This is a genomic window from Streptococcus ovis DSM 16829 (assembly GCF_000380125.1).
Taxonomy (GTDB): domain Bacteria; phylum Bacillota; class Bacilli; order Lactobacillales; family Streptococcaceae; genus Streptococcus; species Streptococcus ovis.
In genome coordinates, this window is the sequence record NZ_KB904579.1 from 1 (window position 1) to 13,595 (window position 13,595).

Annotated in this window: 18 protein-coding genes and 1 pseudogene; all 19 read right to left on the reverse strand. The window is 39.3% G+C overall.

The genetic code is table 11. The features are described 5' to 3' along the window. Positions 1–296: pseudogene (locus tag A3I9_RS12995) on the reverse strand (hypothetical protein); the annotation flags it as partial. 3 nt (positions 297–299) lie between these two features. After that, positions 300–596: a hypothetical protein gene (locus A3I9_RS0106410; RefSeq protein WP_018377329.1), complete on the reverse strand. Its 297-nt coding sequence runs from the start codon at positions 594–596 to the stop codon at positions 300–302. Positions 597–953: 357 nt separating this feature from the next. Next, complete coding sequence (locus A3I9_RS0106415) at positions 954–1,184, reverse strand: hypothetical protein (protein WP_018377328.1); 231 nt, start codon at positions 1,182–1,184, stop codon at positions 954–956. A gap of 19 nt (positions 1,185–1,203) precedes the next feature. Next, positions 1,204–1,467 (reverse strand): helix-turn-helix transcriptional regulator, encoded by a 264-nt coding sequence (locus A3I9_RS0106420; RefSeq protein WP_018377327.1) that lies wholly within the window; start codon positions 1,465–1,467, stop codon positions 1,204–1,206. Then, on the reverse strand, positions 1,460–1,621 hold the full coding sequence (locus A3I9_RS13555; protein ID WP_018377326.1) for a hypothetical protein: 162 nt from the start codon (positions 1,619–1,621) through the stop codon (positions 1,460–1,462). The genes A3I9_RS0106420 and A3I9_RS13555 overlap by 8 nt, the downstream gene beginning before the upstream one ends. A 2-nt stretch (positions 1,622–1,623) precedes the next feature. Further along, entirely contained in the window at positions 1,624–2,643 is a 1,020-nt protein-coding gene (locus A3I9_RS0106430) for a replication initiator protein A (RefSeq protein ID WP_018377325.1), read from the reverse strand. A gap of 1 nt (position 2,644) precedes the next feature. Further along, positions 2,645–2,809, reverse strand: a complete 165-nt coding sequence (locus A3I9_RS13560; protein ID WP_018377324.1) for a hypothetical protein — start codon at positions 2,807–2,809, stop codon at positions 2,645–2,647. A gap of 2 nt (positions 2,810–2,811) precedes the next feature. Then, positions 2,812–3,021: a hypothetical protein gene (locus A3I9_RS0106440; protein WP_018377323.1), complete on the reverse strand. Its 210-nt coding sequence runs from the start codon at positions 3,019–3,021 to the stop codon at positions 2,812–2,814. A gap of 224 nt (positions 3,022–3,245) precedes the next feature. After that, positions 3,246–3,620, reverse strand: coding sequence for a hypothetical protein (locus tag A3I9_RS0106450; RefSeq protein ID WP_018377321.1), 375 nt, complete (start codon positions 3,618–3,620; stop codon positions 3,246–3,248). A 234-nt stretch (positions 3,621–3,854) separates the two neighbouring features. Continuing rightward, positions 3,855–4,490, reverse strand: a complete 636-nt coding sequence (locus A3I9_RS0106455) for a TIGR01906 family membrane protein (protein WP_018378214.1) — start codon at positions 4,488–4,490, stop codon at positions 3,855–3,857. Then, entirely contained in the window at positions 4,480–5,253 is a 774-nt protein-coding gene (locus tag A3I9_RS0106460) for a TIGR01457 family HAD-type hydrolase (protein ID WP_018378215.1), read from the reverse strand. Before A3I9_RS0106460 ends, A3I9_RS0106455 begins: the two co-directional genes overlap by 11 nt. A gap of 9 nt (positions 5,254–5,262) precedes the next feature. Further along, on the reverse strand, positions 5,263–5,883 hold the full coding sequence (locus A3I9_RS0106465) for an NUDIX hydrolase N-terminal domain-containing protein (RefSeq protein ID WP_018378216.1): 621 nt from the start codon (positions 5,881–5,883) through the stop codon (positions 5,263–5,265). Then, the gene (locus tag A3I9_RS0106470) at positions 5,867–6,610 is read right to left on the reverse strand and encodes an acyl-ACP thioesterase domain-containing protein (protein WP_018378217.1); all 744 of its coding nucleotides are present in this window, start codon (positions 6,608–6,610) and stop codon (positions 5,867–5,869) included. Before A3I9_RS0106470 ends, A3I9_RS0106465 begins: the two co-directional genes overlap by 17 nt. A gap of 1 nt (position 6,611) precedes the next feature. Beyond that, entirely contained in the window at positions 6,612–7,754 is a 1,143-nt protein-coding gene (gene hemW / locus A3I9_RS0106475) for a radical SAM family heme chaperone HemW (protein ID WP_018378218.1), read from the reverse strand. Between the two features lie 223 nt (positions 7,755–7,977). After that, complete coding sequence (locus A3I9_RS0106480) at positions 7,978–10,242, reverse strand: glycogen/starch/alpha-glucan phosphorylase (RefSeq protein WP_018378219.1); 2,265 nt, start codon at positions 10,240–10,242, stop codon at positions 7,978–7,980. 279 nt (positions 10,243–10,521) lie between these two features. Continuing rightward, positions 10,522–11,232 (reverse strand): purine-nucleoside phosphorylase, encoded by a 711-nt coding sequence (deoD, locus tag A3I9_RS0106485; protein WP_018378220.1) that lies wholly within the window; start codon positions 11,230–11,232, stop codon positions 10,522–10,524. 37 nt (positions 11,233–11,269) lie between these two features. After that, positions 11,270–11,452: a hypothetical protein gene (locus tag A3I9_RS0106490; RefSeq protein ID WP_018378221.1), complete on the reverse strand. Its 183-nt coding sequence runs from the start codon at positions 11,450–11,452 to the stop codon at positions 11,270–11,272. Positions 11,453–11,461: 9 nt separating this feature from the next. Further along, on the reverse strand, positions 11,462–12,271 hold the full coding sequence (locus A3I9_RS0106495; RefSeq protein ID WP_018378222.1) for a purine-nucleoside phosphorylase: 810 nt from the start codon (positions 12,269–12,271) through the stop codon (positions 11,462–11,464). A gap of 78 nt (positions 12,272–12,349) precedes the next feature. After that, entirely contained in the window at positions 12,350–13,561 is a 1,212-nt protein-coding gene (locus A3I9_RS0106500; RefSeq protein ID WP_018378223.1) for a phosphopentomutase, read from the reverse strand. Between the last annotated feature and the right edge of the window lie 34 nt (positions 13,562–13,595).

Consider the following 13,595-nt stretch of genomic DNA (forward strand, 5'->3'; position numbering starts at 1 on the left):
AAGGTATAGAGGTGCTTCTTAGTTACCTTACTGTATAGACGAGTTACCTTCGTTCCATTTTGAGAAGGGGCATACCAAGCAATACCTTCTTGTTTCCAACCATGTCTTGGTAAGACCTGGTACTCATTTTGATCTGTAGTAAAGAGGTGTTCTTTGAGAATAGGATTGTACAGGCGATACACTACCTGGACACCAAGTTCAGAACTTTCAGGAACAGCATCATTTGCCCGGGCCATTTGATGCATGGACAATAGCTGAGCAACCAACAATCCACATATAAGTTTTTTCAGTTTCATCAGTTACCTCCTATAACCTCTTCCTGTTAGTCGAAGTTCAAAGCCAGACGGACTTCTAACTTTTCGAGCTACAAGAGAGTTTCCTTTTTTGAGGGTGCGAATTTGGCTGTAAATGTTTTTATAGGACAAGTGAAACTCTACATCCCTTAAGCGACCATCCACATAGCCTTTTGTTTTTTTTATGGCAAAGTCAGGCTTTAGGAGTAGTTCTGTTCCATCGTCCAAGCGAGCTGTTACACCTCCTTGTTTTCCTAAGTTTCTTAAGTCCCTTAGGCGGACTGTTTGTGTTTCATCTATCATAGATTTCTCCTTGAAGTTGAAAGGCGAATTACGCCGTGCTGTAGAAAACCGTAGTTTCCTATCGGTATTTTGTACACACGGTTTATAGTCTAGAAACCGCAAACTCCTTTAGCTTATACTCTGTAAGTATGCCTTTTCGTCATGTGACTGGGCTAGATATCCTTTTCTAGCTAGCTACTCGCCCCCATTTTTCTTTTATCCATAGTCACGCTGATTGGGACAAGCCTTGTATTCAGTTTTCAAAGGCCAAGCAGTTTAATGACATGCTAAGGTCTAAACTTGATCACTGCTTAAAATCCACGTGTATTTGAGAGAGAAAGTAAGGGAAAATATCGATTTTTTATACTACTTTCTTCTTCAATAACTGATCACTTTATCAGAACCACACTCATTACAAACTGGATTTTCAATAAATTTATCCCACGGATCTAACCCTTCAAAAATTAGTGGATCTTCTTTTTCTGCTTTTTTAATTTGGTCCTCAGTAAATCCTTCCCATATCGTTCCTACTAAATCCTCTGGTTCAATCCAACCTCTCAACGCTGAAAATGCCCCACAGGAGTTACATTCAACATGTAGCATCGCCATAGTTGTTCCCTCTTTCCACCTAGTATTTCTGTTTATACGCAATCCAGTAGCTTAAATCCGAACTGGCAGCCTTTCTGTCGTTACTGACACCAAGCAAATAACCGATAGAAACCTGGAAATACTTAGCGAGTTGTTCCGCAGACTCAGGGTTGATACGGCTAAATCCCCGCTCCCAATTCGAGACAGTTTTGCGGATAACACCAACTTTTTGAGATAACTCTTCCTGGGTTAATCCAGCTTGTTTCCGCAGTTCCTTCAATCGGTTTGAAACTGGTTTAGTCACCTAATACACCCCCTTTCACTTTATAGGTGATTTTCTTAACCCAGCGTGGGCTAAGGGCAAAGTTAGCTTTAGGAATGGCAATCACACTTTCTTTAGGACTACGACCAATCGTTAAGACTTTATGAGGAATAGGTTTAAATTCATCCTGTAGCATATCTATCCCTCCAATTCTATCTTGTCTGCTAAATATCGATCCAGTCTCGTTTCTGGTAGTCTATCTGGATAATAATAGCCAATTAAACTTGGACATTCTTCAGGGAATGACTTAGCATAGTCACTTTGATGTGATAGAGCTATAAATCCTTGTTCTTTTTCAATCAGTAAAGCCATCTTCCAGAAATGCACCATCATCTTATAGAAATAGCCAGGAATGTTTTTAATTGGCTTTCCTTCATGTTCACCAGTTTTGATTTTGAAGATAAGTTTGTCCACTTCTCGTTCCAGTTCCTGCGACCAGACTTCACCGTAAATTATTTCTTGATGATTTAAGAGATGACTATAGTCTTTTTCAACCTGACGCTTGGCTTGGTAGATTTTGTTTTCAAGGAGTTTTGCTTCTTTGCCAAAGAGACTGAGTCTCTGGATAGTTTGGGCAGAGAGAAAACCATGTTGGCCCATTTGGAAAGCTTCAGAATCTGATAGAGTGGATAATGGGTTCTCGTCCTGGTATCGATTAGTATCGTTAGATAATTCAGTCTCACTATTCTCAGTATCATTAGCGTGTCGTTTTGACATTTTTTGACGTGTCATTTTCACACTTCCTTGCTTTTTCTGGAAGTGTCGTTTTGACACTTCCGCTGAAGTTAAAGGTTTAGAGTGAATTTCTTCAGTAGAGCATTCAACATTTCCCAAGTACAGTAAATTAGGCTTATTCAAACCTTGACGAACTTCTTCTAATAAACCATACTCTTGAAGTTCCTTTTTCAGTTTGATAACTTTCTTATTACCATATCCTAAAATTTCTTGGAGTTCAGTAACTGTATAAATCAGATAGACATCTCCATTTTTATCAATCCAATTATTTCTAAGAGATAATTCAAAACGGTCTTTCAAGATAGCATATGTGAATTTAGCATCTGTACTCATCGGTTTGTAGAGTGGTGATTCAACAAATATTTTTGGTATTCTATAAAATCGTTCACTTGATTGAACTTGCCTTGCGGAAATACGTTTCATGTCAAGCACCCACTTTCAACATAAGATGGCCGGTATCAGAAAACCGAAGTAAGCCGAATTCCTCTAGTTCCTTCAAAATTAAACGTGCTTTGCTCCTTGTCGCATTTTGTGAATGCATGATTTCTCTTAATACCAATTCACGCGACTGTTGTTCTCGTTTTGTCATAATTAACTCCTTTCAGCCAATACTAAGCGATCATCTTCCAATCTAACCCAGTATCTCTTTCCTTCAACAAAAACTTCTAAATGAAAATCAGGATTCAATTCCAAATTAGCGATCAAAATTTTCCTAAGTTTTTCCTCATTTACTCGGACCTTGAATAAAGGTATAACACCAAGAATATATAATCTAACTTCATATATTTTTTCTCCAATCATAGTTAATCTACATCTCCAAACTCATGTACACTGCATTCTTCTTACTTCAACAAGCCAAAGTAGTTAAAGACTACATATAGAACTACCAAAGCATTCAATAAGAAAATAAATAGATGGGAAAAATAATATTTTTCTCTATGGTAGGCGCTTATAAACATTGAAAAGGTGATAAGCGCAAAACAAATATTTACTGGAATTAAAATTGGCATATTTTACTTGCCTCCTTATACATAATTCATCAGGTCTGGATTAAACTCCAAAGTCAGCCACATAGCTTCTTCTTGTGTGAGTTGATTACTACGCCCCCAAGTGTAATCACTGGAACGTTGATAATAAGGATAGGTTCCATGTTTATTTTTAGGACTTAATTGATGAACAACGCCATCTTTCTCAATTCTCCAAAGTAGGCTAGAAGGTTTATAGTAGTAACCTTTACTTGTCCAAACTCTATTTAGGCCATCATACGGCAACACAATTTCTTCTTCAGGAAAATCTTCTGTGCCATCTGTGTCAACACCTTCTTCCTTTTCATCAAGATCTATCACTTCAAATATTTCTAGAGTTTCAATATCCATGATGATTTCAATGTTATTTGACATCTGTTTGTGTCCTTTCACTAGTTTTAGGCAACGAAAAAAGAGAACGAATTTCTCGTTCTCTTAAGTTATAAGGTATTCAATTTTACGTTTCCCAAAACTCTAGACACTTACCTAAAAATTAATTTAGCCGGTAAATCTAGAACGTTCGAATTAGGACTCATAACTAGTCTTAGACTGAGGCACAAATATATGGTAGAGCTTACTTTGCTTAGGAACAAGCATGGAACCCATCAATTAATTCTTCATTGTCAATTTCTTTTTATGTATATAATATATTATTCCAAAACAAAGAAGTTCATAAATGATAAAGAAAAGAACAAAACAATGTAAAAAATAATCTTCTGGTAAAATATAAATCACTGGGTCTGTATTGGGATTAAAAAGCCAAGTAGAGTCTCCTGCAAATAAAATCTGATGGAATAATGTAAAGAAGGCATTGAATCCGAATAAAACCGCCATTCCTCCAATCAAAATTGGAAGCCCTGCCATCATTTGATAGAGCCTTTGAAAGAGGCTACCGTATCCCTTTTGCAAGACAGTTTTGAAAAAATTCCAAAAGACTAGTAGCGTTAAAATAAATATTCCTTGCGTAAAATGAAATAAAAACTTCACCTGTTCAAAATGATGGAGACCACTCAAAGAAGAAGTAAAGTTCGGCATAACTAGAGTTCTCTGAATTGGGTTGGTCAAATAATTGAGAAGGATATTGTAATTATATAAAATATCTTCCGACTTCATATAGACGACTTTTTCCAGACCTAAGAGTTTAATTTCTAAAGGATACAGAAGCCAGGACAAGTAAATCGTCAACAATACAGCTAACGATAAGAGAAATAAGACACTAATCCCTGCTTGTAATTTAGTTTTCATCCAAACTCCATTCGTCTAAGCTATTAATAACATGAGTAGGCGCAATTGGTAGATGTGCAACTTCTTCCGGTTTTGTAAAACCTGTCAACACTAATACAGTCGGAAAACCATTGTCAATCCCCGCTCGAATGTCAGTCAAATAGTTGTCTCCAACCATTACAGTATGACTACATTCCGTTCCCAAACGCTCCAAAGCTTTATTCATGATTAAAGCCTCTGGTTTTCCAATAATAATTGGTTTCACTCGCGTTGCTGCTTCCAATAAAGCCAATAGAGAGCCTGCTCCCGGCAAAAGGCCACGTTCAGTTGGAATATTTAAGTCAGGGTTGGTTCCAATAAAGACTGCCCCTTTTTGAATGGCCAGCGTTGCTGTTACAAATTTCTCATAATCGACGTTCCAATCCAATCCCACAACAACGTAAGCTGGGGTCTCTGTGTCTTCAATGTAACCTGCCTCACGAATGGCTGATTTCAACCCCTCTTCACCGATGACATAGACCGTTTTTTCTTTCTCTAAATCATTCATAAAGTCAATAGTTGCTAGGGTTGCAGTATAAATAGTTGAAACAGGCGTATGAATCGAAAAATTCTCCTCTAGCATGTTTTGAATCTGCTCTGGTGTTCGTGTCGTATTATTGGTCACAAAAAGATGGGGAATTCCTTTTTCTTGCAAACGTGCTACAAATCGTTCTCCCGCTGGAATCCGATTTTTCCCTTTGTAAATCGTTCCGTCTAAGTCAATCAAATAACCTTGATATCTCATTTCTTCTCCTTAATCAAATCGTGTTTCCCAGTGTTCTGCCTGATTCGCTTCAAAACACAACGCAATCTGCTCTCTAGTGACTTTTGCTTCTGATAAAATAGGCAAGTCATTCAGACGAAAATAGTCACTGGCAATCGTTTCAGAATTTGCCACAAACTCTCCGCCCAGACTTCTACATAATACAAATACTTTCGTAACAGCATGAATGGAGTGGCTGGGATTGTTTTTACGTTTATCTAAAATAGCAATCATCCGCTCTGCTTTGGCGTCCAATCCTGCCTCTTCTTTAACCTCTTTGATGGTATTATCCATAATGGATTGGTCAACATCGCACCAGCCGCCTGGAAGCGCCCAACGTCCATCACTTTCTTGTACCAATAGGATTTTGTCATCTTTGAAAATAGCCGCCCGTGTGTCCAATTTCGGCGTCTGATATCCCTCTTCATTGCAAAAGAGGCCTTCTATTTTTTCCAAAGGCATGCCTGATGGTGTTACGACCATCTCAGCCGCAATCTGTCGGATCTCTTCAAAACGCTCTTTGTCAAATACATTTGTAGTATAGGAGAGACCATTTTGCGCAAGAGCCTGCAGACGTATCGCCCACTCTAGCCACTTATCCTTTTCTGTCATCGCGTTTCTCCCATGTAATGATAGCTTGTGCATGAACAGTACCTTCTGACCAAATTTCATGCTGACTTGTTAGATTGTCCAACAAAACCTTCGAAGAAATATGGCCACCAGGTGACACTTCTTTGACATATTTCAACTGCACATGAACTGGGTGATGCTCCAGTAAAAATTCATATTCTAAGGCATCGTACATCCACTCCAGATATTTACTGTTATTGACATGGCCATTCATATCAATATCAAAATAACGTATCCGATAATCTTTACTTTCGGGATTTTCCAAAACATGGTAACGAGGTGCCCGCTGGATTTTTTTAACCTTCTCAGATTGATAAGGCGCAATCAAATCATCAGGGACAGGAGCGACTTTTCTAGTTTCAAAATCAAGTAATACAAAGTAGCTTAAAATATCCATTATCAAATTTCCTGCCTCGTCATAGATAAAAAACTTTCGATAGCAGAAAAATTTATTGTAGGAAATTGCCTCTGTAACAATGCGAACAGTCTCATTATAGGTCGGCAATCGAAAAATTTCTATATCATAATCCGTCACGACCCAGACAAGACCATATTGCTCGAAAACATCCATATCACCTCTGCCCACTGATTCTGATTGACGACCAGATAATCCTAAGCAGTATGAAATAAATTGTGACAAAATCAATTCCTGCTTGACATCTGTCATAGCAAAAGGAATGGTAAACTCTTCTTCGTAACGTAGTCCCATTTTAGTTCTCCTCTTCTAAAATAAATCGTTCAGCAACTGTATCACCCAAGAAAAGTCCTTTCTTCGTCATCCGAAGTTGGTCTCCATTCTGTTGCAGTAGACCTTCTTCCTTCAATTCAGCTACGACGATGCCATACGTATCATCAAATGAACACTGGAATTTCTCCTCAAAGCGCGCAATGGAAATACCAGATTTTTTTCGTAAGCCAAGAAACATTTCTTCTTCCATCTGTTCTTTTTGGCTTAAACATTCCTCATGAAGCCGCGAATGCCCCTTCTCCCGTATCGATTTGAGATAGTGTTGGATAGGGCCACGATTGCGGTAACGCATACCGTTCAAGTAACCTGAAGCACCCGCTCCAAGTCCATAGTATTCCGCATTGTCCCAGTACATAAGATTATGGCGACTTTCAAATCCAGGCTTGGTAAAGTTTGAAATTTCATAATGTTCAAAGCCATTTTTTTCCAACTCCGCCAAAATATATTCAAACATATCTGACTCAACATCTTCATTTGGCAAGTGAAGTCGACCACGACGTTGACGATTCATAAAAACCGTGTGATTTTCCAAAATCAAGCTATACAGACTCATGTGGGGAATATCGAGTGACAAAGCCTTTGCGACATTATCCACCACCTGCTCCATGGTCTGCCCTGGAAGGGCATAAATCAAATCAATAGAAATATTGTAAAATCCTGCCGCCTTCAGACTATCAATCGTTTCGTAAATCTGCACCTGATTGTGACTACGGCCAATTCGCTTGAGCATTTTATCATCAAAGGTTTGAACACCAAGTGACACACGATTGCATTTGGAACGTTGTAAAACAGCGATCTTTTCCTCGGTTAAATCCCCTGGATTGGCTTCAATAGTAAATTCTTCTAACTGAGATAAATCCAACTCTCGCTCTAGATTGGTCAGTAAGTAATCCAATTGCTCCGCTGAAAGAGCAGATGGCGTTCCACCACCGATGTAGAGAGTTTTAAGGGCAGGTAAGTCATAGAAACGAACCTCTTCAATCAAAGCCTCTAAATACTCGTCAACAGGTTGATTTTTGATAAATACCTTCGAAAAATCACAGTAATAACAAATTTGCGTACAAAATGGAATGTGTACATAAGCTGATGTTGGTCTTTTTTGCATAAATTTATTATATCACAAAGAAAAGAGATTCTCCCTCTAGAAAAACATAACCAAAGGGTATGAAATGTTGTTTAGCTGTTTATTTCTTGAGCGCATGATACCCCGCTGTTCGATACGAAGTGAGTTACAGAGGCGGATACCTTTAGGTATAAAAAGGTCCCCCAGACCTAGTTGCGCTTTTCGTATTTCTTGAGCGCAAGATAAAAAGGTCCCCCGGACCTTTTTATTTTTCTAAATGCCAAATGTCATCGTTGTATTGTTCGATGGTGCGGTCACTTGAGAAGAAACCGGCTTTGGCAATATTGACAATCACTTTATCCAACCATGCATCACGGTCTTCGTAATCTGCTAACATTTGTTCTTTCGTTTGGATATAATCTTCCAAATCAAGCAATGTCATGAAGTGGTCATTGTGCTTCAAATTATCTTGTAAACGCCATAGACGTTCGTCAATTCCCCCCATGCTTCGGACAACATCACTAGTAATGAAGTCAACCAATGGACGAATGGTATCACGCTCATAGAAGCTATATGGGTGATAGGTACCATTTGCATAATGATCAATTACTGTCTGGCTATCTTGACCGAAAATGTAGATATTGTCATCACCAACTAGCTCGTGAATTTCCACATTAGCACCGTCATCTGTACCAAGTGTTAAGGCACCATTCAGCATGAATTTCATGTTACCAGTACCAGATGCTTCTTTTGAAGCAAGAGAAATTTGCTCTGAAATATCTGCCGCAGGGATGATGAAAGTCGCTTCTGTCACATTGTAATTTTCAATCATGACAAGTTGCAAGTGAGGGCTCACTTCTGGATCATTTTGAATGACTTGTGACAAGACCAAAATCAGATGAATAATATCTTGGGCAATGGTGTAAGCAGGAGCTGCCTTTCCTCCGAAGAAGACTGTCAATGGACGAGCAGGAATGTTACCAGCTTTAATGTCTAAGTACTTATGAATCACGTATAAGACATTCATTTGTTGGCGTTTGTACTCATGGAGACGCTTGATTTGCACATCGAAGATAGAATCTGGATTCACTTCCACCCCTTGATGCTTGGCAATGTGACGTTGCAATTTACGCTTATTGTGTGTTTTGATTTCTTCCAACTGCGCTTTGAAGGCCACATCAGTTTTGAAATCAAGAATTTTCTCCAATTCAGAAGCTTGATGATGGTAACCATGTCCAATCAATTCATCAAGATAATGTGCCAAACTTGGATTGGCGTGCATGAGCCAACGACGGAAGGTAATTCCATTAGTTTTGTTATTAAATTTCTCAGGATACAATTCATAGAAAGCTTTGAGTTCTGATGATTTCAAAATCTCTGTATGAAGTGCAGCTACCCCATTGATAGAGTATCCGTAGTGAATATCCATGTGGGCCATATGAACACGACCATACTCGTCAATAATATTTACTGCTGGATCATTCTTGACAGCCTTTGCACGCCGGTCCAATTCTTCAATGAACGGTACCAAGTGTGGTACGACACGGTTCAAGAAGTCAAGAGGCCATTTTTCCAAGGCTTCAGATAAAATCGTGTGGTTTGTATAAGCTGTCATGCTCTTCACGATGTCAACTGCTTCATCAAAGGAAATGCCACGTAGCTCTAAAAGACGAATCAATTCTGGAATGACAAGTGATGGATGTGTATCGTTGATTTGTACTACTGCATAATCTGCCAAGTCATGAAGGTTTGATCCTTTCGCAATCGCTTCGTCAATCAAAAGTTGCGCTGCATTGGATACCATGAAATACTGTTGGAAAATACGCAAGACTTTTCCTTGATCCGTTGAATCATCTGGATACAGGAAGAGGGTCAAATTACGGAAGATATCTTCCTTGTCAAATTCGATGCCGTCATAAATGATATTGTCATCGACAGACCCCAAATCAAAGAGACGAAGGCGGTTCTTACGTTCTGTCTTGTAACCTGGTACATCAATATCATACAATTTTGAAGTCAGGGTGAAATTTGCAAATGGAACTTGATAAGAGATTGGTGACTCTGTCAACCAAGAACGTGGTGTAATCCACTCATTTGGTACTGCACTTTGTTGGTGATATTGGAATAACTGACGGAACAAACCAAAATGATAATTTAATCCGACACCATCTCCATTCAAGCCAAGACTAGCAATCGAATCTAGGAAACACGCAGCTAGTCGACCCAATCCACCATTCCCAAGAGATGGCTCCATTTCCATTTCTTCAATAGCAATTAAATCTTTACCAGCTTCTAATAATTGTTCTTTGACCTCATCATATAAACCAAGGTTAATTAAGTTGTTTGATAAAAGTTTTCCGATTAAAAACTCAGCTGAAATATAATAAACCTTTTTCTTTTGATCATTGGTACATTTTGCTTCACTTCTTTGTTTTGAAAATGCGAGCAAGGCATAATACAATTCCTGATCCGAACAGTCTTCGATCCGCTTCGCATACATCGCCTGCACAAAATTTTGTAAATTAATCACGTTTTAAATTCTCCCTATTTCCATTGATAATACCCTCATTTATAACGCATACTATCACTGCTATTATATCTTATTTTAACGTTTTTTACAAATCGAATTATCAGCAAGAAAAGTGACAGGTATATGATGTTCAAAGGGTATCCAAAACTAGTCATATCATCTCTTTGGATAGCAACTATATCTGGCATTTAGTCTAGTTTATTCATTTGGATACAATAAAGAACCCCTTATAACAAACAGTCTACTGTCCATTATAAAAGGGCTCTCGTCAATAATTCTCTATTCTGCAATCAAGGTTTCTAATCCGACTTTCATCATGTCGGTAAAGGTATTTTGGCGTTCTTCTGCTGTTGTATCTTCATCAGGATGAACAAGACTATCAGAAATGGTCATAATTCCGAGCGCTTGTACCTTGTGTTGAGCGGCAAGATAGTAAAGGGCCGCCGCTTCCATTTCAATGGCTTTGACACCGAGCGTACCCAACTTCATATTGCGCTCAGGCATATTTGAGTAAAAAACATCTGAAGACAAGACACTACCTACGTGAGTTGTCATGCCCAAACCTTTGGCAATGTGATAAGCCTTGTCCAACAAGTCAAAGTCTGCGATTTGTGGGAAATCGTACTCTGGCCAGTCGTTACGGATAATATTTGAGTTGGTAGCTGCTGCTTGCGCCAACACAAGTTCACGAACATGAACATCTGGATCAATCGAACCAGCTGTTCCTACACGGATGAGTTTTTTCACTCCGTAATCGACAATGAGCTCACGCGCATAAATCGAAATGGATGGCATCCCCATCCCTGTACCCATAACAGAAACACGGTGCCCCTTGTATGTCCCTGTGTAGCCAAACATGTTACGGACTTCGTTGAAGCAAACTGCATCTTCAAGAAAGTTCTCTGCGATAAATTTGGCACGCAAAGGATCTCCTGGAAGTAAAATTTTATCGGCAATTTCGCCTTGTTTTGCTGAAATATGAATTGACATACATTCTCCTTATTTTTTCTTATTTAGATAATCAATATCAGTGTTGTAATGGACGAGATTTTTGCTTCGTTTTTCTTTTTTCTAGATAATAAATCATGAAGTAGATTGTTGCCAAAACCAACCATAGTGCTGTCGATTTTAAGTTGTTTTCAAAAAATGACGCAATCGCTAAAAAACTGTGTGAAATGGCTAAACCTAACTCAAATCGACTATGCTTCATCACTGTCTCCTACAACTCCGACAAAATGGCTTTCACTAATCCTTTGAAGTCTTCTTTGATACGTGTTGTCACTTCAACAACTTCTTCGTGGTTGAGTTCTTCTTGGAAACCAGCTGCATGGTTGGTAATAGCAGAAATTCCTAATACTTTCAAACCTGAGTGGGCTGCTACAATGACTTCTGGAACTGTAGACATACCAACCGCATCTGCACCAAGCGTCTTGAAGGCACGAATTTCAGCAGGTGTTTCGTATGTTGGACCAGAGCAGCCAAGGTAAACCCCTTCACTTAGTTTAATACCAAGTTTATCTGCAACTTCGTAAGCAACATGACGGTATTCTGGCGTGTAAGCCTTCGACATGTCTGGGAAGCGTGGACCAAATTCTTCCAAGTTTTCACCAATCAATGGATTGGTTCCTGTCATATTGATATGATCATTGATAAGCATGAGGGTACCAGGACCGTAGCCGATTCCACCGGCTGCGTTTGTCACAACTACACTGTGGCAACCAAGCGCTTTCATCACACGCACTGGGAAGGTCACCACTTCCATTGGATTACCTTCATAAAAATGGAAACGTCCTTGGAGCGCTAAAACCTTACGACCAGCCAAGTCACCGTATACCAATTTACCAGCGTGACCAACAACGGTTGATCGACCCCAGTTTGGAATGTCAGCATAATCAACAAGAATTGCATTTTCAATCTCTTCTGCTAACTCTCCCAAACCTGACCCTAAAATCAAACCGAACTCAGGTGCAACGATCCCCTTTCCTTGTAAGAAATCACGTGTTTCATAAATTTTTTCTAATAATGTCATATTGTTTCCTTTACTTTATTTAGTATCGTGAAGCAATTACTTCACCTTCTTGTCTTTTACAAGTGAAAAATGAATCATTTACACTAATTTATCCAAGAAGCTTTCGCCAATCATTGCCGTATCCACACCAAAGTTTTCTGCAATTGTCGCTGAGATATCTGCAAAATGACCTTGTGGAATCACACCATTTCCTGTAAATGCAGGGCTATAGGCCAAGAGTGGAATGTATTCACGAGTGTGGTCTGTTCCAGCATAAGTCGGGTCGTTACCATGGTCTGCTGTGATCAAGAGAAGATCATTTTCACGCATCGCTGCGATAATTTCTGGCAAGCGATTATCAAATTCATGCAAGCAATCGCGGTAACCATGCGCATTCCGGCGGTGACCGTAAAGAGCATCAAAATCCACCAAGTTGGTGAATGAGAAGCCTTTTTCAAATTCAGGCAAGCCCATCGTTTTAATCAAAGTGTCAATTCCATGACTGTTTGATTTGTTGTGCCCCATGTCATGGTTAATTCCCGAACCATTAAAGATGTCACTGATTTTCCCAACAGAGTACACATCTACACCAGCTTCATCCAATTTGTTCAAAACAGTTGGTTCAAACGGTGATATGGCAAGGTCACGACGGTTTGCTGTACGTGTAAAGTTACCTGGTTCGCCGACGTAAGGACGGGCAATAATACGACCAAGAAGTGCTGGACGCTCTAAAGTAATGGAACGAGCGTATTCACAGATACGGTACAATTCATCAAGTGGAATAATGTCTTCGTGCGCAGCGATTTGGAGTACTGGGTCAGCAGATGTGTAGATAATCAATTCGCCAGTTTCCATTTGACGTGGACCGAAATCATCAATAACTGCTGTACCTGAGTATGGTTTATTGGCTTCACGAATAACTTTGCGACCTGAAAATTCTTCAATTTTTGTGAGAATTTCTTCAGGGAATCCATTCCAGAAAGTATCAAATGGCTCAGTGATATTGAGTCCCATGATTTCCCAGTGACCAGTCATAGTATCTTTCCCAAGAGATACTTCTTCGAGTTTTGTCACATAACCTGTAGGATTTGCTTCAGCAGGAACTGTTTTCAAGGCTTGTGGACGAGGAATATTTCCAAGACCAATTTTCGCCATATTTGGTACTTCAAGACCAACAGTCTTTGAAATATGACCAAGAGTATCAGACGCACCATCAGGTACACCAGCATTAACAAAATTATTGGCATCTGGTGCTGCACCAATTCCGACTGAGTCCAAAACGACTAAGTGAATACGATTAAATGTTGACATAATGTCCTCCTTCTGCCATTAGGCAATACTTGTA

Excerpts from the sequence above, each read along its gene's own strand:
- A3I9_RS0106460 (WP_018378215.1), bottom strand. The coding sequence starts at position 5,253 with ATGAGATATCAAGGTTATTTGATTGACTTAGACGGAACGATTTACAAA.
- A3I9_RS13555 (WP_018377326.1), bottom strand. The coding sequence starts at position 1,621 with ATGCTACAGGATGAATTTAAACCTATTCCTCATAAAGTCTTAACGATT.
- A3I9_RS0106490 (WP_018378221.1), bottom strand. The coding sequence starts at position 11,452 with ATGAAGCATAGTCGATTTGAGTTAGGTTTAGCCATTTCACACAGTTTT.
- A3I9_RS0106470 (WP_018378217.1), bottom strand. The coding sequence starts at position 6,610 with ATGGGACTACGTTACGAAGAAGAGTTTACCATTCCTTTTGCTATGACA.
- A3I9_RS0106430 (WP_018377325.1), bottom strand. The coding sequence starts at position 2,643 with ATGAAACGTATTTCCGCAAGGCAAGTTCAATCAAGTGAACGATTTTAT.
- deoD (WP_018378220.1), bottom strand. The coding sequence starts at position 11,232 with ATGTCAATTCATATTTCAGCAAAACAAGGCGAAATTGCCGATAAAATT.
- A3I9_RS13560 (WP_018377324.1), bottom strand. The coding sequence starts at position 2,809 with ATGACAAAACGAGAACAACAGTCGCGTGAATTGGTATTAAGAGAAATC.
- A3I9_RS0106440 (WP_018377323.1), bottom strand. The coding sequence starts at position 3,021 with ATGATTGGAGAAAAAATATATGAAGTTAGATTATATATTCTTGGTGTT.
- A3I9_RS0106495 (WP_018378222.1), bottom strand. The coding sequence starts at position 12,271 with ATGACATTATTAGAAAAAATTTATGAAACACGTGATTTCTTACAAGGA.
- A3I9_RS0106410 (WP_018377329.1), bottom strand. The coding sequence starts at position 596 with ATGATAGATGAAACACAAACAGTCCGCCTAAGGGACTTAAGAAACTTA.
- A3I9_RS0106450 (WP_018377321.1), bottom strand. The coding sequence starts at position 3,620 with ATGTCAAATAACATTGAAATCATCATGGATATTGAAACTCTAGAAATA.
- A3I9_RS0106415 (WP_018377328.1), bottom strand. The coding sequence starts at position 1,184 with ATGGCGATGCTACATGTTGAATGTAACTCCTGTGGGGCATTTTCAGCG.
- A3I9_RS0106455 (WP_018378214.1), bottom strand. The coding sequence starts at position 4,490 with ATGAAAACTAAATTACAAGCAGGGATTAGTGTCTTATTTCTCTTATCG.
- A3I9_RS0106465 (WP_018378216.1), bottom strand. The coding sequence starts at position 5,883 with ATGACAGAAAAGGATAAGTGGCTAGAGTGGGCGATACGTCTGCAGGCT.
- hemW (WP_018378218.1), bottom strand. The coding sequence starts at position 7,754 with ATGCAAAAAAGACCAACATCAGCTTATGTACACATTCCATTTTGTACG.
- A3I9_RS0106500 (WP_018378223.1), bottom strand. The coding sequence starts at position 13,561 with ATGTCAACATTTAATCGTATTCACTTAGTCGTTTTGGACTCAGTCGGA.